At 70.6% G+C, this 26231-nt stretch carries 22 protein-coding genes; 14 read left to right on the top strand and 8 right to left on the bottom strand.

Translation table 11 applies throughout. The features are described from left to right. The coding region (locus IFU11_RS17210; protein ID WP_371742819.1) for a hypothetical protein at positions 1–183 on the bottom strand (183 nt) is incomplete at its 3' end. 47 nt (positions 184–230) lie between these two features. Continuing rightward, the gene (locus IFU11_RS17205) at positions 231–1148 is read right to left on the bottom strand and encodes a PhzF family phenazine biosynthesis protein (RefSeq protein WP_192019740.1); all 918 of its coding nucleotides are present in this window, start codon (positions 1146–1148) and stop codon (positions 231–233) included. Between the two features lie 64 nt (positions 1149–1212). On the opposite strand from IFU11_RS17205, the gene IFU11_RS17200 reads away from it, so the two are divergent. Continuing rightward, positions 1213–1557, top strand: a complete 345-nt coding sequence (locus IFU11_RS17200) for a cupin domain-containing protein (RefSeq protein WP_086472808.1) — start codon at positions 1213–1215, stop codon at positions 1555–1557. Positions 1558–1619: 62 nt separating this feature from the next. On the opposite strand, the gene IFU11_RS17195 is transcribed toward IFU11_RS17200, so the two are convergent. Continuing rightward, positions 1620–4487 (bottom strand): hypothetical protein, encoded by a 2868-nt coding sequence (locus tag IFU11_RS17195; RefSeq protein ID WP_192019739.1) that lies wholly within the window; start codon positions 4485–4487, stop codon positions 1620–1622. 67 nt (positions 4488–4554) lie between these two features. After that, positions 4555–6048: a purine-cytosine permease family protein gene (locus IFU11_RS17190; protein ID WP_192019738.1), complete on the bottom strand. Its 1494-nt coding sequence runs from the start codon at positions 6046–6048 to the stop codon at positions 4555–4557. Between the two features lie 186 nt (positions 6049–6234). Between IFU11_RS17190 and IFU11_RS17185 the strand changes: the two genes are divergently transcribed. From IFU11_RS17185 to hisD, 3 genes are all read left to right on the top strand, one after another. Beyond that, positions 6235–7113: a nitrilase-related carbon-nitrogen hydrolase gene (locus IFU11_RS17185; protein ID WP_192019737.1), complete on the top strand. Its 879-nt coding sequence runs from the start codon at positions 6235–6237 to the stop codon at positions 7111–7113. Between the two features lie 4 nt (positions 7114–7117). Then, positions 7118–8050, top strand: a complete 933-nt coding sequence (locus IFU11_RS17180) for a LysR family transcriptional regulator (RefSeq protein ID WP_192019736.1) — start codon at positions 7118–7120, stop codon at positions 8048–8050. A 94-nt stretch (positions 8051–8144) separates the two neighbouring features. After that, positions 8145–9461, top strand: coding sequence for a histidinol dehydrogenase (hisD, locus tag IFU11_RS17175; RefSeq protein WP_192019735.1), 1317 nt, complete (start codon positions 8145–8147; stop codon positions 9459–9461). A gap of 76 nt (positions 9462–9537) precedes the next feature. Here hisD and IFU11_RS17170 read toward each other — a convergent pair whose 3' ends face one another. Further along, a complete protein-coding gene (locus tag IFU11_RS17170) occupies positions 9538–10197 on the bottom strand; it encodes a HEAT repeat domain-containing protein (protein WP_199862359.1) in 660 nt (219 codons plus the stop codon). A gap of 111 nt (positions 10198–10308) precedes the next feature. Then, positions 10309–11577, bottom strand: coding sequence for an ROK family transcriptional regulator (locus IFU11_RS17165; RefSeq protein WP_199862358.1), 1269 nt, complete (start codon positions 11575–11577; stop codon positions 10309–10311). A gap of 29 nt (positions 11578–11606) precedes the next feature. Here IFU11_RS17165 and IFU11_RS17160 point away from each other — a divergent pair, with 29 nt between their 5' ends. The 10 genes from IFU11_RS17160 (at position 11607) to IFU11_RS17115 (ending at position 24275) form a co-directional block, all read left to right on the top strand. Continuing rightward, on the top strand, positions 11607–12476 hold the full coding sequence (locus tag IFU11_RS17160; protein ID WP_192019734.1) for a LacI family DNA-binding transcriptional regulator: 870 nt from the start codon (positions 11607–11609) through the stop codon (positions 12474–12476). Positions 12477–12629: 153 nt separating this feature from the next. Further along, on the top strand, positions 12630–13928 hold the full coding sequence (locus IFU11_RS17155; protein WP_192019733.1) for an ABC transporter substrate-binding protein: 1299 nt from the start codon (positions 12630–12632) through the stop codon (positions 13926–13928). Between the two features lie 82 nt (positions 13929–14010). After that, complete coding sequence (locus IFU11_RS17150; RefSeq protein WP_192019732.1) at positions 14011–14970, top strand: carbohydrate ABC transporter permease; 960 nt, start codon at positions 14011–14013, stop codon at positions 14968–14970. Next, on the top strand, positions 14967–15887 hold the full coding sequence (locus IFU11_RS17145; RefSeq protein ID WP_236555343.1) for a carbohydrate ABC transporter permease: 921 nt from the start codon (positions 14967–14969) through the stop codon (positions 15885–15887). The genes IFU11_RS17150 and IFU11_RS17145 overlap by 4 nt, the downstream gene beginning before the upstream one ends. Beyond that, positions 15884–18370, top strand: a complete 2487-nt coding sequence (locus tag IFU11_RS17140) for a glycoside hydrolase family 2 protein (RefSeq protein WP_371742817.1) — start codon at positions 15884–15886, stop codon at positions 18368–18370. Before IFU11_RS17145 ends, IFU11_RS17140 begins: the two co-directional genes overlap by 4 nt. Further along, a complete protein-coding gene (locus tag IFU11_RS17135; protein ID WP_371742816.1) occupies positions 18367–19380 on the top strand; it encodes an ROK family protein in 1014 nt (337 codons plus the stop codon). Before IFU11_RS17140 ends, IFU11_RS17135 begins: the two co-directional genes overlap by 4 nt. Further along, positions 19377–22142, top strand: coding sequence for a CIA30 family protein (locus tag IFU11_RS17130; RefSeq protein WP_192019731.1), 2766 nt, complete (start codon positions 19377–19379; stop codon positions 22140–22142). Before IFU11_RS17135 ends, IFU11_RS17130 begins: the two co-directional genes overlap by 4 nt. Beyond that, positions 22142–23347, top strand: a complete 1206-nt coding sequence (gene manA, locus IFU11_RS17125; protein ID WP_191940198.1) for a mannose-6-phosphate isomerase, class I — start codon at positions 22142–22144, stop codon at positions 23345–23347. The genes IFU11_RS17130 and manA overlap by 1 nt, the downstream gene beginning before the upstream one ends. A 17-nt stretch (positions 23348–23364) precedes the next feature. Further along, entirely contained in the window at positions 23365–23697 is a 333-nt protein-coding gene (locus IFU11_RS17120; RefSeq protein ID WP_191940199.1) for an NIPSNAP family protein, read from the top strand. Further along, the gene (locus IFU11_RS17115) at positions 23694–24275 is read left to right on the top strand and encodes a GNAT family N-acetyltransferase (protein WP_192019730.1); all 582 of its coding nucleotides are present in this window, start codon (positions 23694–23696) and stop codon (positions 24273–24275) included. Before IFU11_RS17120 ends, IFU11_RS17115 begins: the two co-directional genes overlap by 4 nt. Before the next feature lie 3 nt (positions 24276–24278). On the opposite strand, the gene IFU11_RS20860 is transcribed toward IFU11_RS17115, so the two are convergent. Next, on the bottom strand, positions 24279–25361 hold the full coding sequence (locus IFU11_RS20860; RefSeq protein ID WP_192019729.1) for a sensor histidine kinase: 1083 nt from the start codon (positions 25359–25361) through the stop codon (positions 24279–24281). Beyond that, positions 25358–26014: a response regulator gene (locus IFU11_RS17105; protein ID WP_192019728.1), complete on the bottom strand. Its 657-nt coding sequence runs from the start codon at positions 26012–26014 to the stop codon at positions 25358–25360. The genes IFU11_RS20860 and IFU11_RS17105 overlap by 4 nt, the downstream gene beginning before the upstream one ends. Positions 26015–26231 lie beyond the last annotated feature (217 nt).

Here is a 26231-nt window from a genome sequence, read left to right as displayed (position 1 = left end):
GCCTCCCCAGACCCCGACGACACCGACAGCGTCGCCCGACTCGGCGGCAGGCGCTGTGGTCGAGGCGTCGGCGCCGCCCTCGGCTCCGGATGCGCATCCCGCGAGGGCGAACCCGAGCACTGCTGCGCCGATGACACCGAGGACTGCGGTGCGCCCCCGGTTCGACCTGGTGCCTGTGAACATGTCCATCCCCTCCAGCGGGTGGCCGCCCGACCGCGACTGGCTCGATGCTAGCGCGTCGACTCTTCGCGGCCCGCGATCGGCTGCGCCGTCCCCGTCACGGTGATGCCGCCGGTGACCGGGACATCGACCGTCAGCAGACTGGGCGCGCCGACGTGGTGGCCCTGGCGGATGAGGATCCGAGCCGGTGGGGTGAGGAGGCCGAGCGCCCGCAGGTAGCCACCGAAGGAGGCGGCTGCGGAACCGGTCGCCGGATCCTCGGTGATGTCTCCGACCGGGAAGAGGTTGCGGGCCTCGACGAGCAGGTGGCCGTCCGCGTCGATCCCGTGATCGTGTACGACCGTCACCGTCCCAGCCCAACCCTGCTCGTCCATCAGCGTGCGCAGGGCGGTCGGGTCGAAGGTGAACCCGTCGAAGACCTCCTGCTCGCGGACGGCGACGACCGGGTGTCGGTTGCCGGCGAACGACTCGCGGAGCGGCCACTGCTCGTCTAGGTCGGAGCGTTCGAGCCCGAGCAGTGACAGCAGACGATCGGCGACCCCGGCGTCGAGATCGCGCACGGTGGGTTCGACGCTCGTGAACGACGCGGTGATCGAGCTGGCGTCGCCGTTCGTGTCGGCGTCGGATGCGGTCTCGACGACGAGGGGTCCGACGTTCGTCTCCAGCGTGAAGCGTCCGACACCACGGCGCTCAGCCAGGGCGACGGCGGTGGCGATGGTCGCGTGCCCACAGAACGGCACCTCGGCACCGGGGGAGAAGTAGCGCATGCGCAGGTGGCGGTCGTCACCATCGATACCCGGGTCGACGACGAACGCCGTCTCCGGATACGCGACCTCGGTGGCGATCGCCTGCATCTCGGCGTCGGTGAGCACCGAGGCGTCGAGGACGACACCCGCGGGATTGCCGCCACCGGGTTCGGCGGCGAAGGCCGTGAGGCGGAGGATCTCGGGCGGTCGCGTGGTCGACATCCGACGATGCTACCCGCTCGAAAAACCGGTGTCGCAGCGCGCCGGAGCGGCGTACCGTTCAGCCATGATCAACGACGATCCGACGGTGAGCAATCCCGACAACTACACGACCCTGTGGGAGAACGACTTCGTGCGTGTCCTGGACTACCAGGACACGCCGGGCACGCAGACCGTGCCCCACCGACATCCGAACAGCGTCATGATCACGCTGACCGACTTCCACCGCCGACTGCACTCGGGCGAGCGGGTGTTCGACACGGAGCTCCACGCCGGCAACGCGGTCTGGCTGCCCGCGCAGCGGCACTCCGGTGAGAACACCGGCACGACCCCGACGCACATCATCCTGGTCGAGCTGAAGGGCGCATCGGCCGGCGAGGTATCGGAGGCCGTTCTCGGACCTGCTCGATGAGCGGTCGCGACGCTACCTGACCTGACAGGGCCTGACCCGCCGTGTCGCGCGGGTCGTGGCGGTCAAGCGCGCGGCCTGGCCCACATCACGACGCTGTACCAGGCGATGACCGCCACGACGCCGGCGATCACCCCGCCGAGGACGAGGTCGCCGAACGGGTCGTCGCCCGCGACACCGTTCAGGGTCCAGACGCCCAGGATCACCGCGGCGGCGAGGGCCGACGGGGTCAGCCAGCGCACCGCGTCGCGGAGGAGACCCGGTTTCGGGGCCCGGCGCCGGGCCGACCCGAGTGCGCCGATCACGGAACCGAGGACCGCGATGCCGGCGAGGACCACCGTGAGGAGCCCCGGTGCCAGCGCCGCCGTCTGGGCCCAGGCCGCGGCGCCGGCGTCGGTACCGGCGACCGTCCCGGCCGGGAGGTCGAGGACCACACCGAGGTCGTCGCCACGGACGTCGAGTGACCACCGGCCGTCGTCGTCCGGCGCGAGATCGAGCGTCGCCGTCGAGCGGCCCGACCCGCCCTCGGACGCCGCCGGTCGCCAAGTCCCTGCCTCGGTGGGGGTCCACCCGGCATCGACGGCGTCGTCGAGGAGTTCGTCGTCGGCGGTGAAGCTGAGCCGGAACGGTCCCTGCGCGACGTCCTCGTCCCAGGCGACGCCGCTCGTCCAGCCGTCGAGGAACCCGACCCAGCTGACCCGGTCGACCTCCCGTCCATCGACGGACGCGGAGACGGCCGGCCTCGTGGCGGTCGTCTGGATCACGACGTCGTGCAGGCCGGTGCGCACGTCGGCGAAGGTCGTGCGGACCAGCAGCCGACCGTCCTCGCGTTCCGTCGTGAAGGGCGCGTCATCGCCATCGACCGTCACCCGGTCGACCGTGAGGCCCAGGTCCTGGCCGTCGATCACGGCCGGCCATTCGCGCACCACCTGTGCGGGCACCGAGCCCTCGTCGGAGAAGTCCACACCGAGCCGTTCGGTCACGCGCAGTCGTGCACCGTCGCCGTCGGTCCGCGTGAGCTCCGCATCGAGGTCGGCTGTCGCGATCGTCGTGAGGGTCGATCCGGGGATGTCGCCCGTGTAGGAACGGGGTGTCTCGGACTCCAGCGACGGTGCCGGGAGGACGTTCACAGCGACGATCGCGCCGACGACGAGCAGCACGGCGAGCACCCGGACGGCGATGCGCGGACCGGTCAGGAAGCCCGCTGTCGACCCGTCGGCGCGCGAGGCACGATCGGCCGCGGCCGCCGGCATCGTGATCTCCGGCGCGATCAGGGCCGCCACCCGCCGGCCGGTCGCCCGAGGTGGAGCGCCGAGCACGGCATAGGGCAGGAGGCGATCGCGCAGGGTGGCGCGGTCGAGCAGCTGCGTCCGCTCGGCGAACACCCGGATGCCGAGCAGGTGCTGCTTCACGAGCGCACCCTTGCGGGTCAGCGGCCGGGCGGTCAGGGCGATTGCGAGCACGATGACGGCGAAGACGGTCGAGAGGGCGACGAAGGCGAGCGGCCACCACACCACCGCGAGCACGGTCTGATGGGAGAGCTGCCGGACGATGCCCCACTGGAGAAGCGTCAGCGCGATCGGTGCGGCGATGAACCAGTCGCGGACGAAGCCCTTCGGGACGCGGCGGAGACCCGCTCGGATCTGTCCGGCGCGTTCCGGCCCGGTGAGGTATCGGAGCAGCGCGCGGGGTCGGTCGCCCAGACGGCCCGCCCGCTTGGCGGCACCCGCCGCCGCGATCAGGCGCGCCTGTCGCTTGGCCTGCTGCTTCGTGCCGCTGATCGCGGCGTCCTTGAGACGTTCGGCGAGCTCCATCGTGGCGGGTGACCGGAGGAGATGCGCCGCGGTGCGGGGCGAGATGCCGTCCGGCGGTTCCGACTGCGCGAGGTACCACGGACGTCCGCGGGCATCACCCCACGCGACCGCACGGGCCGCGAACGACAGCAGGAGCGTCGCCGCGAGGACGAGCATCGGCAGGACGGGCCCGAAGGTCTGGACCCAGAAGATCCAGGACTGCGGGGGCATCGTGATCGAGCCCGCTTCGAACGGCATGGTGAACCGCGCCTGCGCGTGCGGTGGGGCCGCGTCGTCGCTCGTGAACGCGTAGGCGACCTCGCCGGGAGGCGAGTCGGCCTCCGGGCTGAGCCACTGCCCGGCACCGATGAGGGTCCAGGCGAGGGAGCCGTACGGCTGCCGGACGAGGCGGTCGTCGAGGTCCTGCGGGATGGTCACCCGCACGTCGAGCTTCGCCACGGCCTGCTGCAGGTCGGGCCCGAAGACGTCCCAGCGGAGGAGGTCGACGGGCTGCCCGGTGGCCGGGTCGGTGTTGACGTAGGCGAGATCGGAGAGTCGGTATCGGATGACGAGTTCGTGGTCCCCCGTGAGCTGCTCGCCGGGGTCGACGACGAGCCGGAGGAAGACCGCTGCCCGCTCCCGGGTCACGTCCTGCTTCACGCCGTCCAACGTCACCGTGATCGCCGACGGGTCGAGGGCGTGACCCTGATACTCGGTCGCGAGCACCCGCTCGATGGTCCGGTCGTCGAGGTCCTTCGGGAAGAACGCGTCGATGCGCTCCTCGACGTCGGTGACGAGCCGGCCGTCCTCATCGGTGGTCACGCGGTAGTCGGCCGCGAAGGAACGGGCGATCCAGGTGTCGGTGACGTCGGATGCCTCGTCGGTGAGGTCGTCGAGGGTGAGGGGCGGGTTGATGACCGGACCGACGAGGAGGAGGATCCCGCCGACGGCGATGGACCCCCAGAGCTGCCACAGCCTGCCACGGAGGCGGGAGCCGCCGCGCGATTGCAACCACCGCTCGACACGCAGGAGCCAGGCGGAGAGGACGGTCCACAGCGGTGTGTGCCGGGGCGCGGGATCCGGGATGCGGGTGTCCGGTTCGACGGCGTCTGTTCCGCTTGCCCCGTCCGATCCGATCACGTCGTCGAGTGTAATCGTGTGGCGTCGCGCTGCTGAGCGTCAGCCGGTGGTCAGCGTCGCCGAGAACTCAGCGACGTCGAGACGTGAAGGCGACCGCCTGGTGGCCCGTCTCGGTGACGTCGCGTTCCGCCGCGGCCCGCTCGCGGTCCAGGTCGAGCGACCGGGAGAGGAGCACATAGGCGATCGCGGAGGCGGCGAGACCGATGAACAGGGCGAGGTCGGCACCGCCGAGCGCCTGCGCGATCGGACCGGTGAACCACACCGTGACCACGAACGGGATCATCGCGACGATGCCGATCGCGTAGGCGAGGAGGCCGCGCCAGCCCCAGGCGCCGTAGACGCCGTTCGGGGTGAAGATGTCGCGGACCACGTAGTGGCCCTTCCGCACGAGGTAGTAGTCGACGAGGTTGATCGAGGTCCACGGCACGAGGACGTAGAGCAGGACGACGAGGAAGCTGCTGAAGTTCGCGAGGAACTCGCCGGTGCTGAGCAACGAGCCGATGACGGCGGCCGTGGCGATCGCGAGGCAGGTGACGACCCGCAGGGTGCGTGTCGGTCGGACCGGTCGGATGGAGTCGATGATCGTGATCGTCTCGATCGACGCTGCGTAGATGTTGACCGTGATGACGCTGATGAGCCCGGGCAGCGCGGCCACGAGCAGCCAGGTCCCGGAACCCGGCAGGATCGCGTCGGCGGCGTCTCGGACACCTTCGAGCGGGTCGGCGCCCTGGAACGCGCTCGCGACGAAGGCACCGAGCCCCATGAGCCACACGGCGCCGACGAACACGCCGCCGTAGGTGTAGGCGAGGGCGCGCCCCGGGTTCGTCTGCGGCGGGAGGTAGCGCGAGTAGTCGGACACGTACGGTGCCCAACCGAGCGCGTAGGCCGCGGCGCCGCCGAACTGCACGAGGAATGCGACCCAGCTGAAGTTCGCGAGCGACAGCGCGTCGGCCGGCAGCGGCACGACGAAGGGGACGACGACGGTGAACAGCCCGAAGGTGATGAGGAACAGTGCGGTGAGCCACGACTGCGTCCGGTGGATCCAGGAGTAGCCGAAGATCGCGAGGAGGACGGCGACGCCGCTGATGAGCACGTACCAACCCGCACCGGCGTCGACACCGGTCGTCATGGTGAGGACGTCCGCGCCGAGCATCTGGTTGAACATATTGAAGCCGACGAGGCTGAAGACGACGATCGCGCAGATGAGGACGACGCCGCGGTAGCCGAACTGCGCGCGCGACTGGATCATCTGCGGGAGTCCCAGCTGCGGCCCCTGTGCGGAGTGGAAGGCCGTGAACACGGTGCCGACGGCCACGCCGAGGACGATCGCGAGGAGGGACGTCGCGAGGTTCGCTCCGAGCGCGGCGCCGAGCATGCCGGTCGCCAGGGTCGTCACCTGCGCGTTCGACATGAACCAGAGCGAGAACAGCGAGCGCGGGCGACCGTGGCGCTCATCGAGCGGGATCCAGTCGATGGAGCGGGATTCGACGAGGGACGGCTGGGCGTCACCCGCTCCGGCGGCGGAACCGGGCGTGGACGTGGGGGCGGCGGGTGTCGCCATGGCTGGCCTCCAGGGCTCGGGCGGTCGAGGAGGGCGACGGGCAGCGGGGGTCTGCCTCGGGTCGGGGACTCGCTCGTGCCGACGACGGTATCCGCAGGCCACGGACGGGCACAATCGGCCATGCCCCGATCCCAACCATCGGGGAACACGATGGTCCCGTCCGCGAGGGCTTCGTATGATCGCTGGATGACCAGCACCGACCCCACGGGGGCAACCGACCACAGCGAGCCCGACGCTCGGAGCATCCGGGTCCGCGCCCAGGAACTCGCCCCCGTCCTCGGCGACCTCGACGGCAACCTGCGCACGATCGAGGCGGCCATGCGGGACGCCGTCGCCGACGGGGTGCAGCTCCTCGTGCTGCCCGAGCTCGCGACGAGCGGCTACTACCTGGGCAGCCCGGAGGCGGCCCGCGCCGTCGCGCTCCCGAGCGACGCGTCGGTGTTCACCGAGTGGGCGTCGCTGCTCCCCGAGGACGCCGTGGTGGTCGTCGGGTTCTGCGAGCTGGACGGCGAGGAGATCCGCAACAGCGCCCTGGTCCTCGGCGCCTCGGGTGTGCTCGGGGTCTACCGGAAGGTGCACCTGTGGGACGAGGAGCAGTCCGTGTTCGTGGCGGGTCGCGAGACCCAGCCGGTGGTCGAGACGCCGCTCGGCCGGCTCGGCGTCCTCGTCTGTTACGACCTCGAGTTCCCCGAGGTGCCGCGGAGTCTGGCGCTCCGGGGAGCGGACCTCCTCGTCGTCCCGACGAACTGGCCCCTGGTCGAGCGGCCGGAGGGCGAGCGGGCACCCGAGGTCGTCCAGGCGATGGCGGCGGCGCGCGCGTCCGCGATCCCGATCGTGTGCTGCGACCGCACCGGCACCGAGGCCGGCAACCCCTGGACCGAGGGCACCACGATCATCCCGGCCGACGGCTGGCCCGTCGGGCGGAAGGACGAGCGCGGGCGGGTGGACGCGACCGTCCGCATCGACCGGGGCGCGACCCGGATCGGTCCGCGCAACGACGTCCTCGCCGACCGGCGCCCCGAGCTGTACGGCGCAGTGACGGGAGAACGCTCCTCGCTAGGCTGACCGCATGACCCTCGCGCAACTCCGCGCCTTCCTCGCCGCCTACGAGAGCGGCTCCTTCACCGCCGCAGCCGCCGAGCTCGACAGCAGTCAGGCCTCCGTGTCGGAGCTCGTCAGCCGCCTCGAGCGCGAGATCGGCCTGCAGTTGTTCGCCCGCGGCGCGCGTCGGCTCGTCCCGACGGCGGCCGCCGAGGAGCTGCGCGAGCACGCCAGACGCGCGGTCGCCGCGATCGACGGTGGACTCGACGCGCTCTCGGCGATCACCTCCCTCGACGGCGGCGTGTGCACCTTCGGCGTCCTGCGCAACGCCGCCTACTACGAGCTGTCCGACCTGGTGCAGCGCTTCCACCAGCGCTACCCCAACGTGCGCGTGCGACTCGTGGGGTTGAACTCGGCACTCGTCGCGGACTCCGTGGCGAGCGGCGAGATCGAGGCCGGGCTCGTCGTCCTCCCGGTGCCCGTCGCGGGCCTCGCCATCCGGCCCCTCTTCCGCGACGAGGTCTTCTACGCCTCCACCACCAGGGATCCCGCGGCGGGCCCGGTCGGGATCGACGAGTTCGCCGACGCCAAGCTCGTGCTCTACGACGCCTACGCCGGGTGGAGGGACCCCACGCGGCTCCAACTGCTGGAGCGCGCTCGCCTGCAAGGGCGGTCGATCGAACCGGCCGTCGAGGTCGAGCACGTGGAGACCGCCCTGAGCCTCGCCGCGACAGGGGCCGCGGACACGATCGTCTCCGGCACGGTCGCCCGCACCGGCGGATTCCCGGAGCAGTTGGCGCTCACCCCCTTCGCCGAGCCGCTCTACGACACGATCGCGCTCGTCCAGCGCGAGGGCGCTTACCTGTCGCCGGCCACCGCGCGGATCGCCGAACTCGCCGAGCACACCCTGCTCGCGGCGGCGGAGCCCGACCAGGTGATCGCTACCACCCCGAGACGCTGAGCGTCGCCCGCGGACCGGCGTATCGGGTGACCCGATGGCTCGCGCAGGCACGTCCCCCGTTGTCGCCCCCGCGCCGCGTTCGTACGCTCGCAGCATGCGATTCAGCCCTCCCGTGCTCCAGTCCCTCGACGGCTCCTTCCGTCACCTCAAGACCCCGCTCGTCGACGCCCCACCGGCGCAGCGCGACCCGGCCGTCATCGAGACCGTCTCCGCGATGCTCCTCGACATCGAGCGGCGCGGCATGGACGCCGTGCTCGACGCCGCGCGACGGCTCGACCGGTACGAGGGCGGCGACGTCGAGCTCACGCGCGAGCAGATCGCGACCAGCGGCGACCGCCTCCCCGCGGACCTCCGCGCAGCCATCGACCTCGGCGGCGAGCGCACCCGGGCCTTCGCCCGGGAGCAGCGCTCCCACCTGCAGGACTTCGAGACCGAGCTCGTCCCCGGACTCGTCACGGGCGTGAAGTACGTGCCCGTCTCCCGCGTCGGCGCCTACCTTCCGGCCGGACGCTTCCCGCTCACCGCGAGCGCGTTCATGACGGTCGGCGTCGCCAAGCAGGCCGGTGTGCCGACGGTCATCGCCTGCACCCCGCCGCAGCCCGACGGCGGCGCGAACGACGCCGTCGTCTACGCCGCGCACGTCTCCGGTGTCGACCGCGTCTTCGTCCTCGGCGGTGTCCAGGCGCTCGCCGCCATGGCCTACGGTCTGCTCGGCGAGCTGCCGATCGACATGCTCGTCGGTGCGGGCAACGCCTTCGTCGCCGAGGCCAAGCGGCAGCTGTTCGGCACGGTCGCGATCGATCTCCTCGCCGGTCCGTCCGAGGTGGCCGTACTCGCGGACGAGACCGCGGACCCGATCCTGGTGGCCGCGGACCTGCTCGGCCAGGCCGAGCACGGACCGAACTCACCGGCCGCGCTCGTGACGACGTCGGAGGAGCTCGGCCGCGCGGTCATCGCCGAGGTCGAACGCCAACTCCCGACGCTCTCCACCGAGTCGATCTGCGGGCCCGCCTGGCGAGACTACGGCTCCGTGACCGTGGCCGACGACCGCGAGACCGCCGCGGCGCTCATGGACGACCTCGCCCCGGAACACCTCGAGGTCATCACGGCCGACGACGTCTGGTACCACGAGCGGTTGCTCAACTACGGATCGATCTTCCTCGGCGCGTGGAGCACCGTCGCCTACTCGGACAAGGGCATGGCCGGCACGAACCACGTGCTCCCGACCGCCGGTGGCGCCAAGCACAGTGCCGGGCTCTCGGTGTCGCGGTTCCTGAAGCCGCTCACCTACCAGCGGATCGCCGAGGCGGCGACACCCGAGCTCGCCGACGCGGTGCAGGTCATCTCCGATTCGGAGGGCATGGCGGCGCACAGCGCGACCGCGACGCTCCGCACGGCCCGGCTCAGCTGAGTCAGGCCCGGCCCCCCCTCCGGTCCCTGAGCTTGTCGAAGGGCATTTCGACAGGCTCAATGACCGGGATGATGGCTCAGTCACCGTGGCGGAGCGCGTGCTGGGCCTCCTGCATCGCCTCGTCGAAGTCGAGTTCGGGGTCGTGGAGGATCCGGGCGGTCGCGCGAGCGTGTGCACGGGCCTCTCGCTCAAACGTCTCGGATGCGGCCGTCTGTTCGACGGGTTCGATCGAGGGCTCGCCGATCGTGGCGAACGCGCGGGTGAGGCTGAGCTGCACCTCGCGGTCGCCCCGGCCGAACTGCTTCGCCAGCAGCTCGGCGAGCGCCGACGCCTCCCGCTCCGGGACGACCCCTGCGGCGGTGCGCCAGGCGGCTCGGGCGACCTGATCCTCCTCGTCCTCCAGCAGCGCCAGGGTGATGGCCGACCAGGTGCGTGGGTCTCCGGTCTTGGAGAGGGTGTGCAGCGCCTGGCTGCGTGCCTGTGGGAAGACCGACCCGAGTTCCTCCATCAAGCGAGGGACGGTCACCTCGGGGTCGTGCCGCACGAGCGCCCAGGTGAGCATGTCGCGCACGAAGAAGTCGGGCTCGACGGCGCAGCGGTCGACGAGGACCTCGATGTAGGTGGTCTTCGGGCTGGTGCCCGCCGCGAGTGCGGCCTGGAGCCGGTCCGAGGGCACGGGCGCGCGGAGGGCGATCGCCAGACCGTTCGCCGCAGCGGCGTCGTGTTCCCGGCTCATCGCGCGACCTCCCAGGGCTGTGTCGGTTCCCATCCAGCGTAAGCGCACGGCGCCGGCAGGGTTCCCCGAAGCGGGCGGGAGTCGTTCCGCCGGCGATGTATCGACGCGCTGTCAGCGGGTGAGTGCCGGCCCGTGTCCTGGTGCGATGGTGCCCTGCAGGACGAGTGATGCGGCGCCGATCGCGGCCGCATCGCGCGGGTTGGCGGAGAGCTCGACCATGATCGGGTGGGCCCGTCGGGCGAAGAACCGTTGGTCGAGGCGTTCGCGGATCGCACGCGCATAGAGCGAACCGGCGACCGCCATCCCGGGGCCGGCGAGGACGAGTCGATCGAGGTCGAGCAGGTTCGCGAGCGTCACCGTGGCGGCAGCGACGCGGTCGGCGGAGAACCGGATGAGGTCGAGCGCCACGTCATGGCCGCTGACGGCGGCTCGGGCGAGCTGGTCGAAGTCGCGACTGAGTGTGTCCGGTGCGAAACCGAGGCCCAGGTCGCCGAGTCGGTCCCGTGCAGCCGCTGCCGCCGCCATCACGGCTGCCGGTGCGGCGTAGCGCTCCAAGCACCCGCGGTTGCCGCAGTGGCAGGGGACACCGTCGACCTCGATGCTGATGTGGCCGAGTTCCCCGGCGTTCGAGCTCGCCCCGCGGTAGAGCGCGCCACCCAACACCATGCCCGCCCCGATCCCGGTGCCCATGTAGACGCAGGCGAAGGACTCCGTGCGCGACACCTGGCGGCTCCAGAACTCGCCGACGGCCGCTGCGGCGGCGTCGTTGTCGACGACCACCGGCACGTCGAGGCTGTCCTGCAACGCCTGCTGCAGTGGGAAGTCGTCCCACCGGACGAGCGTCGGCGGTCCGAGCAGCACGCCGCCGAGTTGGGCGATCGGGCCGGGAGCGACGACGGCGACGCCCGCGATCGACGGGGCTGCGAGGCCGACGCCGGCGACGAAGTCACGATAGAGCGTGACGAGTCGGTCGGTCACCTGCTCCGGGGTGGCCGAACCCGCCCCGTCGACGAGCTGCCGGCCGACCACACCACCACGGACGTCGGTTGCGACGAGCGTGATCGACTCGAACCCGAGCTGGATCCCGACGCCGTACTTGGCGCTCGCGTTGATCTCGAGGAGGGTCCGTGGCTTGCCGCCTCGGGGTGCCGCCCGTCCGGTCTCGCGGACGAGTCCGTCCTCGATGAGCCGACGCACGATGTTGGAGATCGAAGGCTGGGTGAGGCCGGTCGCCTCCGTGAGCTCGGTGCGGCTGATCGTGCCCGCGGAGCGGATGAGGTCGACGATGAGCGCCTGGCTCCCGGGGCCCGACTGCACGGACTCTCGTCTGGCCAACTGTCCCTCCCGACGATGTTCGAGCGCGTAGTGTGAGGGCCACACGACCACTCCTCACGAAAGGCCGCGTCCCGATGGGTCTCGACGCCGAACAGACTATCGCGCAGCCCCGGCCGATCGGCCTCACGCTGTTCCGGGCCTCGGAGATCTACGGCGCGGAGCCGTTCTACCACGAGCTCATCGCCGGCATCGATCGTGTCGTCCGCCCGCACGGTCTGTCCGTGTTGCTCCGAGTCCTGCCGACGCGGGAGGAGGAGCTGCTGCAGCTCGGACGCTGGCAGCAGGACGGCACGGTGAGCGCCGTCATCCTGGTGGACCTCATCGACGACGACGAGCGGGTGGCCTTCGTCGAGCGGTCCGGGATCCCGGCGATCGTGATCGGCGCACCGACGACCGCGCAGGGTCTCCCGGCGGTCTGGACCAACGACGCGGTCACGATGCACGAGGCCGTCGACCACCTCGTCTCGCTCGGGCACCGACGGCTCGCACACGTCACGGGTCCGCGCGAACTCACCCACACGCTGTCCCGGATGGAGGCGTTCACCCTCGCCTCCGACCGGCCCGACGTGGAGACGGTGTCGATCGGCGGCGACTACTCCCGGGCGTCCGGCCTCCAGGCCATGCAGGCGTTGCTCGCGCGCGACCCCAGGCCGACGGCGGTCGTCTTCGACAGCGACGTGATGGCGCTCGGCGGGCTGCAGGCGGTGCAGGAGGCGGGGTTGCGCGTCCCCGACGACCTCTCGATCGTGGCCTGGGACGATTCGGCGCAGTGCCAGCTGTCGGACCCGCCGATGTCGGCGCTGAGCCACGACGTGCAACGCATCGGCGAGATGGCGGGCGAGGAGCTGCTCGAGCTGTTGGCGGGTCGTCCAGGCGCCACCCGGGAAGCGCCGCACGCCGTGGTCATCGAGCGCTCCACCTCGGGTCCCGTCCCCGTCGCCTGAGGCTTCGAGGGTGACCGGCGGGCGGATTTCCTGTGATCGATTTGTTATATAAATTAATAATGTTTACTCTTGACGAGTGCTGGGCGGCAGACGATGCTGGACAGCGAGCGACGAGGCGACCCGGCCCTTCGCCCCCCGAACGAAGGAGTTCCCATGTCCCGGAGACCGATCATCGGCCTCGCCGCAACGGCTGCGGCCGCGGCACTCGTCCTCAGCGGCTGCTCCGGCGGAGCCGCCAACGACGACGGCGACCCGAGCGGCGAGATCACCGTCCTCACGAACCGCACCGACCTCGTCGACACCACCTTCAAGGACTACGCGACCGAGTTCGAGAAGCAGTACCCCGGCACCACCGTCAAGTTCGAGGCTCTGACCGACTACGAGGGCGATGCCAAGATCCGCCTCAACTCGAAGGACTACGGCGACGTGCTCCTCATCCCCTCGTCGAACGTCACGAAGGACCAGTACGCGAACTTCTTCGAGCCGCTCGGCAGCACCGAGGAGCAGTCCAAGACCTACCGCTTCGCGAACGAGGCCTCCTTCGACGGCACGGCCTATGGCGTGTCGACCTTCGGCTCCGCCATGGGCTACGTCTTCAACCGCGACGTGTGGACGAAGGCCGGGATCACCGAGCCGCCCGCCACCGAGGAGGAGTACCTCGCCGCACTCGAGAAGATCAAGGCGAACGGCTCGATCCCGTATTACACGAACTACAAGGACGGCTGGCCGCTCGCGACGCTCGAAGGCAACCTCGGCGCGGTGCAGGGCCCGAAGGTCCGCACGGAGATGATCGCCACCGACAGTCCCTGGACCGAGGGCAACGACCAGTACAACATCGACGGTCTCCTCTTCGACACCGTCGCCGCCGGCCTGAGCGAGCCGGACCCCACCACCACCAACTGGGAGGAGTCGAAGAACCTCCTCGCCTCCGGTGAGATCAGCTCGATGGTGCTCGGCTCATGGGCCGTCTCGCAGATGCAGGACGCCGCCGAGAAGGCCGGCGAGTCCCGCGACGTGATCGGCTTCTGGCCGATGCCGTGGAAGACCGACGAGGGGTTCACCTCCGTCACCGCCTCCGACAAGTTCCTGGCGGTCAGCAAGTACTCGAAGAACAAGGCGACCGCGAAGGCCTGGATCGACTGGTTCACGAACGAGTCCGGGTTCGCCGCCAGCCAGGGTGCCATCAGCCCCGTCATCAGCGACCCGGCACCCGACACGCTGGCCGACTTCTCCGACCTCGGCGTCACCTACCTGGAGCTCGCTCCGGACCCGGTGGGCAAGGAGGCCGTGATCAACGACATCGCGAATGCCGCTGAGATCGACCTCTTCGGCAACACCTACCGCCAGAAGCTCATCGACGTCGCCCGCGGCGCAGCCGACGGCGACAAGGAGAGCGCCTTCGCCGACCTCAACGAGCGCTGGGCAGCCGCCCGCGCCGACGTCGCCGAGTAGCACCCATCCGATCGACACCCGGGCCCGTCCCCACGGCGGGCCCGGGTGTCCTCCACCCCGCGCAGCGAAGAAGGCAACCAGCATGGTCACAGTCCAGGGAGCGTCACCTGCCACCCGAGCGGTGGTGACGAACCATCCACGCCGGGCGCGCACGCTGCGGCCGGGCAGGCCCCCGAAGTCCACCGGCTCCCGCGTCACCCCCTGGCTGTTCCTCGTCGTGCCGCTCGCCTTCCTGATCGTGCTCACGTACGTGCCGGTCGCGAACATGTTCTGGTACAGCCTCACCTCGTGGGACGGACTCGAACCTGAGCAGGAGTTCGTCGGCATCGACAACTTCGTGCAGATCTTCACGAAGCCGGAGATCTTCCAGGTCTTCTTCGTGAGCCTGTACTACCTCGTCGGGGCCGTCGCCCAGCTCGTCCTGGCGCTGTACCTCGCCACGCTGCTGAGCTTCCGCACCCGCTTCAAGAACCTCTTCAAGGGCGTCATCTTCTTCCCCTACCTCATCAACGGGGTCGCGATCGGGCTGGTCTTCCTCTACTTCCTCCGTCCAGGCGGCACCCTCGACGCCCTGCTCGCGGCGGTCGGCGTGCAGGACACCCCGCAGTGGCTGGGTGATCCGTCCTTCGTGAACGCGTCCCTCGCCGCCACGTCCGTCTGGCGGTACATGGGCCTCAACTTCGTCCTGTTCCTGGGTGCGATCCAGTCGGTCCCATCCGAGCAGTACGAGGCCGCGGACCTCGACGGTGCCAACTCGTGGCACAAGTTCCGCTTCATCATCCTGCCGAGCATCCGGCGCATCCTCGGCCTCTCGTTCATCTTGGCCATCGCCGGAGCACTGTCCGCCTTCGAGATGCCGTACGTCATGACCGGCGGTGCCAACGGCTCCGAGACCTTCGTGATCCAGACCGTGAACACGGCGTTCAAGTTCTCGAAGGTGGGCTTGGCGTCCGCGATGGCCGTCGTCCTGCTGCTGATCGTCCTGATCATCACCTTCGTCCAACGCCGGGTCTTCCCCGACGAGCAGGGAGGCGAATCGTGACCGCCACCGCCGACCGACCGGTCTCCGCTGCCACACCCGAGCCCCGACGCGCACTGCGACGGACGCGGCGCGGGCCGAAGCGTCCGCAGGGCGCCGCCGCCCTCACCGCGACGACGATCAAGTACGCCTCGCTCATCATCGCGAGCCTCTTCGCCGTCGTCCCCCTCGCCACGATCTTCATGCTCGCGTTCAAGACCGACCGCGAGCAGCGGACGACCGGCCCGCTCACCCCGCCGTCGAACTGGTTCAATTTCGACAACTTCGTCGTCGCGTTCGATCAGGGCGGCATGGTCACGGGCTTCCTGAACACCGCGATCATCCTGCTCGTGTCCGTCGCCGGGACGATCCTGATCGGCACCATGTCGGCCTACGCACTCGACCGGTTCCGGTTCCGCGGCCGGAAGCTCGTCATGGGCCTGTTCCTGCTCGCGACGCTCGTGCCGTCGGTCACGACCCAGGTGGCCACGTTCCAGGTGGTGTCCGCGCTCGAGCTGTTCAACACCCGTGGCGCCGCGATCCTCCTCTTCATGGGGACCGACATCGTCGCGATCTACATCTTCCTGCAGTTCATGCAGTCGATCCCCGTCTCCCTCGACGAGGCGGCGATGCTGGACGGCGCGAACCGCTTCACGATCTACTGGCGCATCATCCTCCCGCTGCTGAAGCCCGCCGTTGCGACGGTGGTCATCATCAAGGGCATCGCCATCTACAACGAGTTCTACATCCCCTTCCTGTACATGCCGTCGCAGGACCTGGGGGTGATCTCCACCTCGCTGTTCCGGTTCATGGGACCGTTCGGCGCCCAGTGGCAGATCATCGCGGCCGGGACGATCCTCGTGATCATCCCGACGCTCGTCGCCTTCCTCTTCCTACAGCGATACATCTACAACGGCCTGACCTCTGGAGCAACCAAGTGAGCATCATCGACACCGCCACCGTCCGTCCCCTGACCACCCGCCTCCTGCACGAGGGGTGGAGTCTGCGTGCGGTCGGCGGCGCGATCCCCGAGGCCTTCGTCGGGACGAGCGTCCCCGCGACGGTGCCCGGCCTCGTGCACACGGACCTCCTCGACGCCGGGCTCATCCCCGACCCCTTCCTCGACCGCAACGAGCACCTCGTGACGTGGATCGGATCGACGGACTGGGAGTACCGCACCACCTTCACGTGGGAGCCGGACGGCCACGAGCGGCACGACCTCGTGTTCGAGGGACTCGACACCGTGGCGACGGTGACCGTGAACGGCTCGGTCGTCGCGACCACGCGGAACCAGCACCGCACGTACCGCATCGACGTCGGTGCCGTCCTGCGCGAGGGCGAGAACGAACTCGTCGTCCACTTCGCCTCTCCCGTCGCCGCGGCGGACCTGGCCAGCCTCGAGATCGGCTACCGCCCCCACACCTACTCCCACCCGTTCAACGCCATCCGCAAGGCCGCCTGCAACTTCGGCTGGGACTGGGGACTCGACGCCGCCTCGTCGGGACTCTGGAAGCCCGTGAGTCTGCAGTCCTGGTCGACGGCCCGGCTCGCCTCGGTGCGTCCGGTCGTGACCGTCGACGGCGGCGAGGGCCGGGTGGCCGTGCACGTCGACGTGGAACGAGCCGGCGACGGTGACGCGCCCCTCGCGCTCACAGCGACGGTCGCCGATGCGAGCACTGATGTCGTCCTTGCGGCCGGTGCCGATACCGCCGTGGTCGAGCTCACCGTCGCGGATGCCGAACTGTGGTGGCCCCGCGGGTACGGCGAGCAGCCGCTGTACGACCTCGACGTCGTGCTCGGGCAGGACGAGGCACGCCTCGGCGAGTGGTCGAAGCGGATCGGGTTCCGGACCGTCGCCGTCGAACTCGAACCAGACGCGGAGGGCACCTCGTTCCGTTTCGTCGTGAACGGTGAGGCCGTCTGGGTGCGCGGCGCCAACTGGATCCCCGACGACGCCTTCGTGACCCGCGTCGACCGCGCGCGGCTCGCCCGCCGGATGGACCAGGCCGAGTTCGCCAACCTCAACCTGCTCCGTATCTGGGGCGGCGGCTACTACGAGTCCGACGACTTCTACGAGCTCTGCGACGAGCGCGGGATCATGGTCTGGCAGGACTTCCTCTTCGCCTGCGCGGCCTATGCCGAGGAGGAGCCGCTGTGGAGCGAGGTCGAGGCGGAGGCGCGCGACAACATCACGCGCATCATGCCGCACGCGAGTCTCGTGCTCTGGAACGGCAACAACGAGAACATCTGGGGCTTCGAGGAGTGGGGCTGGGAGAAGCGCGTCCAGGGCCGTACCTGGGGCATGGGCTACTACCTCGATCTGCTGCCGCGGCTCGTCGCCGAGCTCGACCCGGCCGGCAACTACACCGCGGGCAGCCCCTGGTCGGGCACGCCGGACATCCCGGCCAACGATCCGGACCACGGATCCGTGCACCTCTGGGAGCTGTGGAACCGCGTCGACTACCCCGCCTACCGCGACGTCTCGCCGCGCTTCGTGGCCGAGTTCGGTTGGCAGGGCCCGGCGACGTGGTCGACGATCGACCGGGCGATCTCGGACTCCCCGCTCACGCCCGAGTCGCCCGGCATGATCCACCACCAGAAGGCGACGGACGGGAACGACAAGCTGACCGACGGACTCGTCGCGCACCTGCCGCTGCCGGACGACACCGAGGACTGGCACTGGGCGATGTCGCTCAACCAGGCGAACGCGGTGACCGTCGCGATCGAGCACTTCCGGGCGTGGAGCCCACGCTGCATGGGATCGATCGTCTGGCAGCTGAACGACTGCTGGCCCGTCACCTCCTGGGCGGCCGTCGACGGCGACGAGCGCGCGAAGCCGCTGCTCTACGCCCTGCGGCACGTCTACGCCGACCGGCTCGTGACCGTCCAGCCGCGTGGGGAGTCCCTCGTGGTCGCCGTCCTCAACGACGGGCCCGACGCCTGGGCCGACGACCTCGTCATCCGACGGGTGCGCTTCGACGGGACCGAACTCGCCGCAGTGCGCGTCCCGGTCGACCTGGACCGACGCTCCTCGACGCTCGTCGACATCCCGGAAGCGGTCGCGGTCGCGGGCTCGGCGCCCGACGAGGTGCTCGTCGCCACGCTCGGGGCGGAACGCGGCTTCTGGTCCTTCACCGAGGCACGTGATTCGACGATCCCCGCCCCGCGGTTCAGTGCCGAGGTCGCCCGCGAGGAGGACGGCTACGCCGTGACCATCACGGCCGAGTCGTTCCTCCGCGACCTCACGCTGCTCGTCGACAAGCTGGACCCGGTCGCCGTCGTCGACGACCAGCTCGTGACCCTCCTGCCGGGAGAGCGCGTGACGTTCCACGTGCGGACCGAGGTGGAACTCGACGAGGACGAGCTCCTGTCGACCCGGGTCGTGCGCACCGCGAACCAACTGGTCGAGGACTGGGCGCGGTGACCCTGGCGGACCTGACCGGGAGGCAGGACCCGTCGAGGTCGATCGCGCTCGCGGTCGACCTCGGTGGCACCAAGGTGGAGGCGGCGCTCGTCACGGCCGAAGGCGTCGTGGTCGAGGGCAGCGCGCATCGCGCGGCGACCGGGCCCGAGGCCGGGCGCCGTGCACTGGAGGACGCCGTCGACCGGGTCGTCCTCGCTTCGGTCGCACACCTGCCGGACGGTTCCGCGCTCGTCGGCGTCGGCATCGGTTCCGCGGGTCCCGTCGACCTCGGCCGCGGCACTGTGAGCCCGAAGAACCTCCCGCGACTGCACGGCTTCGACCTCCGGACACACGTCGCGCGGCTGTTACCGGACGCCCCGGTGGTGGTCCGTCTCGACGGGACCTGCATCGCGCTCGCGGAGCACTGGCTCGGAGCGACCCGCGGCACCGAGAACTCGATGGCGATGATCGTCTCGACCGGTGTCGGCGGCGGGATCATCCTGCACGGGCGGTTGATCGCCGGCCGGAGCGGCAACGCCGGCCACATCGGTCAGGTGCAGATCGCCTCGCGCGTACCTGGAGAGTCCGCCGACGACGCGACGCTCGAGCGCATCGCGTCCGGACCACGGAGCGTCGCCTGGGCGCGGGCCCGCGGCTGGGACGGGCACACCGGCGAGGCGCTCGCCGTCGATGCCGCGGCAGGGGATCCCATCGCACGGTCCGCCGTCGTCCGTTCGGCCTCCGCGGTCGGCCAGGCGATCGCGAGCGCCGCGACCCTCCTCGACCTCGAAGCGGTCGCCGTCGGCGGTGGGTTCACCGCCGTCAGCACCGACTACCTCGACCTCGTCCGTGCCGCCGTGCAGGACGCCATCGTCCTCGACTACGCGGCCGGCGTGGTCGTCACCGGTTCCGCGCTCGACGGCGCAGGTCCGATCCTCGGCGCCGCAGCACTCATCCACCGACCGGAGGCACTCGGCCTCCCACCGCTCGACCCGATGCACCATCCCAGACGAAGGAGCCTGGCACGATGAATCGCACCCCCGACCCCCGCCCACCGCACCGCAACTCGAGCGGCCGTCTCGCCGCCGGCATGCTCGCGGCGGCCGTCACCGCCGCACTGCTCCCGGCGCTCGCGTCGCCGGCAGCCGCCGCCCCGGCCGACTGGACCTCGCTCAACACCTCGTTCGTCGAGCGAGACGGCTCCCGCCTCGTGCTCGACGGCGAGACCTTCCGCTTCAGCGGCCCGAACGTCTACTGGCTCGGTCTCGACGAGAACGTGGGCGGGGTCGACTACCCGACGGCCTTCCGCATCGCCGACACCCTCGACGCGGCGGCCCGGATGGGTTCGACCGTCGTCCGGACGCACATGATGACCTCGACGGGCCAAGACGGCGCGAACCCCCTGGCCATCATGCCGGCCCTCGGGCAGCTGAACGAGGAGGCGTTCGCGACGATCGACTTCGCCATCGCGTACGCCGGCAAGCTCGGCATCCGGCTGGTGCTCCCGCTCACCGACGAGTGGGAGTACTACCACGGCGGGCATCGCGACTTCACGACCCCGTACGGGCTGACGTCGGCCGACTTCTACGCCGACGAGCGGCCGATCGCCGCCTACCAGGCCTACGTCGACGCGATCCTCCAGCGGACGAACGCGCTCACCGGCGTCCGGTACACCGAGGACCCGACGATCATGGCGTGGGAGCTCGGGAACGAGTTGGAGGGGATGACCGCCCCGTGGATCGACCGGCAGGTCGCGTTCATCAAGGAACGCGCCCCGCAGCAGCTCGTCGCGGCCGGTCGCCGATTCGACATCGACCCGGACACGCTCTCGGCGCCGGGGCTCGACATCGTCGACGTGCACTACTACCCGCCCACCGCCGCACGCGTGTCCGCGGACGCGGCCACCGTCACCGCCGCGGGCAAGGTCTACCTGGCCGGCGAGTACGCCTCCACGGCTGCGAGCCCGGCGCTGCTCGAACCGCTCGTCGCCGACCCGAACGTGACCGGCATGCTGTTCTGGTCGCTGTTCGGCAACGACGACCGTGGTGGGCTCGTCCCGCACGACGACGGGTTCACGATCCATGCACCCGGTGCGACCGACGCCGAGCGCGCCCGGGTCTCCGCGATCGCCGCCTATGCCGCCGCGATCGGTGCCGTGCCGGCTGCTCCCGCCGTCGGGACACCGCTCATCACGGCGGTCGACCGCGCGGACGGCATCAACACCGTCCGGTGGCGCGGGGCCGGCGGTGCGGTCTCGTATCGGCTCGAACGCTCGCTCGACGGGACCTCGTGGACCGCGGTCGATACCGGCGCGCTCCGGGCCGACGCCGGGTCCGCGACGGACTTCGCCTCGCCGACGGGAGCGGTCTACCGCGTCGTCGCGATCGACGGGGCCGGGGCCGACGCAGCGTCGTCGGACCCGGTCATGACCGAGATCGACACCCGCGTGCTCGTCGACCCGCTCGAGTCCTGGCTGCTCACCGAGGCACACGACGGTGCGACGATCGCGCCACGCGCGGACGGGACGAGCGTGGTCGCCGCCTCCGATGGAGCCAGCGTCACCTGGAAGCAGGACCGACTCTCGGCGGCGTCGTTCATCGTCTCCGGATCGTTCGTGGTCGAGTCCAGCGCTGACGGTTCAGCCTGGGTGACCGCCGCGTCCGAGGTCGGACCCGGCGCCACGGTGAACGCACGCGATCTGACGGGGCCATACCTCCGGGTGACCCTCGCCGCCGGCGCGACCGTGTCGCGGGCCACCATCTGGTCGGCGGTGGACGCTCCGAGCGGGCCGCCGGCGGCGTTCGCATCCGTCTCACCGGCGCCCGGCACCGTCGATGTGACCGCGACGCCGACCTTCACCTGGGAGTCGGCGGCCGGCGCGGCCTACTACCGCTTCACGCTCGCCGCGCAGGCCGACCTCGGAAACCCGGTCGTGGTCGTCGACGGCGTCGGAACCCCCTCGGTCACCCCGACGGTCTCCCTCACACCGGGACAGATGTACTGGTGGTCGGTCACCGCGGTCAACGGAGCCGGGACGACCGCCTCGAGTACGGGAGCGGCGGACTTCCTCATGAAGGCGCTGCCGAGCGAACCGCTCGTCGTCGAGGACTTCGAGTCGTACGCCGATGACGCCGCGTTGCAGGCCGCCTACGTGCGGAACACCGGGGGCGGTGCCGTGACACCGACGCTCACGCCGAACCCCGACACCGCCACGAACGCGATGTCGGCCGCGTACGACCTCGCCGGTCCCGGCTATGCCGGCGTCGTCCGCACCTTCCAGACGCCGCAGGACTGGTGGGGCTACACCGGGCTCCAGCTCTGGGTGCAGGGGACACCGGGCGACGACGTCACCGTCCAGTTCGTCACGCGTGGGACGTACTGGGAGACGGTCGCGCCCATCGAGGGCGAGGGCTGGCAGCTGATCGAGATCCCGTTCTCCGCCTTCGCCCCGCCGGCCTGGGCTGGCGAGGCGACGTTCGACCCGACCTCCGTCACCCAGATCGGGTTCTACCTCGGTGGTGAAGGAGCCGGCACCCTGCTGGTCGACGACGTCGTCACGACGGTTGCGGCGCTGGAGCCGGAACCGGGCACGGGACAGCCGGGCACGGGACAGCCGGGCACGGGACAGCCAGGCACGGGACAGCCTGGAGGGTCGGGCGGCACCGACCCTGGGGCGCAGACGGACGACCTCGCCCGCACCGGCTGGGAGGCCACACCCTGGATCGTCGGCGCGCTCACGCTGCTCGCGATGGGTGGCCTGCTGCTGGTCCGCGGTCGACGGCGTGCCCTCTGATGGCGCTGCACCGCATCACCAGCGACCCCAAGCGGTACGCCTGGGGGTCGACGACGGCCATCCCGGAGCTGCTGGGGATACCCGCCGACGGTTCGCCTCAGGCTGAGCTCTGGCTCGGTGCACACTCCGGCAGCCTGACCGAGTTCGTCGATCGGGATGGCGGTCTTCCGGAGAGTCTCAACGAGTGGATCGTGTCGGACCCCGACGCGGCTCTCGGCGGGCGTTCCAGGATGCCGTTCCTGGTGAAGCTGTTGGCCGCCGCGAGGCCGCTCTCCCTCCAGGTCCACCCCACGCCCGACCGGGCCAGAGCGGGGTTCGCGGATGAAAACCGACGCGGCGTACCGCTCGACGCACCGCATCGGAACTACAAGGACGCGTGGCACAAGCCGGAGATCATCGTCGCCCTGCGGGACGGGTTCCGTGCCCTCTGCGGCTTCCGTGCGGTCGAGGAGTCGCACGCGCTGCTGGGGCATCTCGCCGGACGCATCGTCGGCCCGGACCGGCGGGCGCTGGACGAGCTGGCGGCGCGGCTGCTCGACGCCGGGCTGGAGCCGACGGTGCAAGCCGTGCTCGAACGACGCACACCTGGCGTGGTCGCCGCCCTCGTCGCAGCCGCCGGTGTCGGCACCGACGGTGGAGCGGCCCCGGACACCGACGGTCGATCGCGCTGGACGGCCGAGCGGGAACTCATCCTGCAGCTCGCCGAGGAGTATCCGGGGGACCCCGGCATCGTCGTCGCGGCGCTCCTCAACCTCGTGACGCTGCGGGAAGGCGAGGCGTTGTTCCTGCCCGCGGGGAACATCCACGCCTACCTCTCCGGATTCGGGGTCGAGGTCATGGCGTCGAGCGACAACGTGCTGCGTGGCGGGCTGACGCCGAAACACGTCGACGTGCCGGAACTGCTCGCCGTCCTCGAGATCGCTCCGATGCCGGTCCCGTTCGTGGAGCCGGTGGCGCGTGTCGGTGGCGGGGTCGTCTACCCGGTGCCGGTCGACGACTTCCAACTCGTCCAGGTCGACCGGGGGACGGCGAGCGACCTCGCTCGCGGCGGCGCGGCCGTCATCATCGTGACCGCCGGTACCGCGCGCGTGGAACAGGGCCCGGACACGGTGGTGCTGGAGCGCGGTGCCGCGGTGTTCGTCTCGCCGGGTCCGGAACCGGTGACCGTGTCCACGGACGGGAAGGTGTTCGTCGCCACCGGGTGACCGGCCAGACTGGACCCATGATCACCATCCACCTCCGCTACCAGATCGACCCCGAGCAGCTCGACACCTTCACCGAGTACGGGCGGCGCTGGATCCGCCTCGTGAACCGGCTCGGTGGCGACCACCACGGCTACTTCCTCCCAGCGGAGGGCGACAACGACGAGGCGTTCGCGCTGTTCAGCTTCCCGTCGCTCGCCGCCTACGAGCAGTACCGCATCGCCGCGGCGACGGATCCGGAGTGCATCGAGGCCTACGAGCTCGTGCGGGGCACCGGCTGCATCGTGCGCTTCGAGCGTCGTTTCCAGACACCGCTCTTCGGCGATCAGGCGGTCGCGGAGGAACGCGCATGACCGTCCCGACCGTCGACACCTCGAAGCTCGCGGAGCTCGACACCCTCGTGACGCCGAGGCTCCGGCTGGTCCCGCTCGGCTCCGCGCACCTCGAACCGACGCTGCGCGGCCTGGCCGACCCGGAGACGCTGCGTCTCACGGGCACGCGCGGCCCGATCCCGCGCGATCTGATCGAGCGGCACCTCGCGACCATCGGCGGACAGGACGACCGGGCCGACTGGGCCGTCACCGCGATCGATTCGGGGGAGTACCTCGGCGAGGTGGTGCTCAACGAGCTCGACGAGGACAACGCGTCGATGAACTTCAGGATCGCGCTGACTCCCGGGCGGACCGGACAGGGGTTCGGGACGGAGGCCACGACAGCGGTCCTCGACCACGCGTTCTCCGTGCTCGGCCTGCACCGAGTCGTCCTGGACGTCTACTCGTTCAATCCGAGGGCGGAACGGTCCTACGTCAAAGCCGGGTTCGTCGTCGAAGGGCGTCAGCGTCACACGCTCCACTGGGACGGCGCATGGGTCGACTCGATCCTGATGTCGGTGCTCTCGACTGACCACCGCCGGTCCGGCACGGACGGCTGAGCGTCAGTAGGGCGCGCGGAACGTCAGGGTGAACCGGGTCGGGGCGTCCTCGGTGAGGAGGGACCCGTTCAGGAGTTCGGCGCGTTCGCTCAAGCCGACGAGGCCGTGGCCCGCGGACGACCACGAGCTGTCCGACGCGCGTGCGGGGCGGGCGTTCCGGATGACCACGGTGACCTCGTCGGCGGAGGCTTCGGCGCGGACGTCGACCGCGGCCCCTGGTGCATGCTTGCGCGCGTTCGTCAGCCCCTCCTGCACCGTCCGGTAGATCGCACGCTGCACGGGTGCGGGGAGTCCGTCCGGTAGCTCGATGGCGGAGGTGACGGCGATGCCGCTGTCCGCGATCAACCGGTCGAGGTCGTCGACCGTCGGTTGCGGGGCCAGCGGCGCATGTCCGGTCTCCGCACGCAGCAGCGTCACCATGTCGCGCAGCTCGTCGAGCGTGCGCGACGCGAGTGACCGGATCGTCACCGCCATCCGCTTCGTCCCGGGTTCCTCGGTCTGCACCTGGATCGCACCGGCCTGGACGGCGATCAGACTGACCTGGTGGGAGACGACGTCGTGCATCTCCCGGGCGATGCGCGTGCGCTCCTCGACCAGGACGTCGGAGGCGATGCGCGCCCGCTCGCTGCGTCGGATCTGTTCGAGGTCGCGGATGCGGTCGAACAGCTCGCGGCGGGTGCGCACGAGCAGGCCGAAGGCGATCGGTGCCGCCGCGTAGAGCGCGGCGTACACGATGGACAGGATTGTGTAATTGGGCGACGTCCACCCCCACCACGGCACCGCGGCGAGGACGAACACGACGGCGCCCGTCGTGACGAGCCGCCAGCGTCGCCGTTCCCGCACCGCGACGGAGAAGAGCGATGCCAGGCCGGCCAGGGTGGCGAGGTTGAGGGTGAAGGCCGGCACGGCGAGGAGGAGCGACAGCCACGGCCAGCGCCGCCGGAAGACCAGGCCGACCGCAGCGGCGATCGCCAGACCGGACTCCCACGGCGCGGCCCACTCGAGCGTCGCCAGGCTCTCCACCGTCGCCGCTGCGATGAGGGCGAGTTCGAGCAGGACCAGCCAGAGCCGGGAGTGTCCCTTCACCGGGAGGCCGCCTCATCACCGCGGACCCCGGCACGCTCGGCGACGATGGCGGCTTCGAGTCGGGTCGTCACCTCGAGTTTGCCGAGGATCGCACTCACGTGGTCCTTCACGGTCGCGCGGCTGAGGTGCAGCGCCTCGCCGATCTCGGTGTTGGACGCGCCGGTTCGGAGCGCCGCGAGCACGTCCTGTTCGCGGCCGGTCAGCCCGGACAGTCGCTTCGCCGCCTCGCGGTCGGCCGTTCGGGCGAACCCGCCGACGAGCGTCCGGGACACCTGCGGGGAGAGCACGATGCCGCCCGCGGAGAGGGATCGGAGCAGCATGGGGAGCTGCTCCGGGTCCGTGTCCTTCACGAGGAACCCCGCAGCGCCACTGCGGAGGGCGCGTGCGATGTAATCGTCGGAGTCGAAGGTGGTCAGGATCGCGACGACGGGCGGGTCGTCCCAGGTCTGCAGCTCGTCGAGGATGTCGAGCCCGTTGCGCCCGGGCATGCGGACGTCCAGGAGGACGACGTCGGGACGGCTCGAGCGGATCGCCTCCACGGCGTCGATCCCGTCGACCGAGGCGACGACCTCGATGTCCTCGACGGCACCCAGGATGAGTTCGAATCCGGACCGTACCAACGCCTCGTCGTCGACGATGGCCACTCCGATCACGGTGTCCTCCTCAGTTCGAGTCTCACCCTACGAGTCCTGGGAAGCGGTCGGCGACGGACTGGAGGCTGAACCCGCCAGGTGGCGGGGGTGGAATAGCCCGCAGCAGGATGTGGGTCGTGCCGACTCGGGCGGATACTGAAGCGCCCCGGTGACGTGAGCGTTCCTCGGAGCATCGACATCGAGGGTGTCGATCGAACGTCCGGGGGAAGCACGATGC

The sequence above is a fragment of the Plantibacter sp. CFBP 8804 genome, from assembly GCF_014841225.1.
Taxonomy (GTDB): domain Bacteria; phylum Actinomycetota; class Actinomycetes; order Actinomycetales; family Microbacteriaceae; genus Plantibacter; species Plantibacter auratus.
This window is presented reverse-complemented; position numbering and strand designations above follow the sequence as displayed.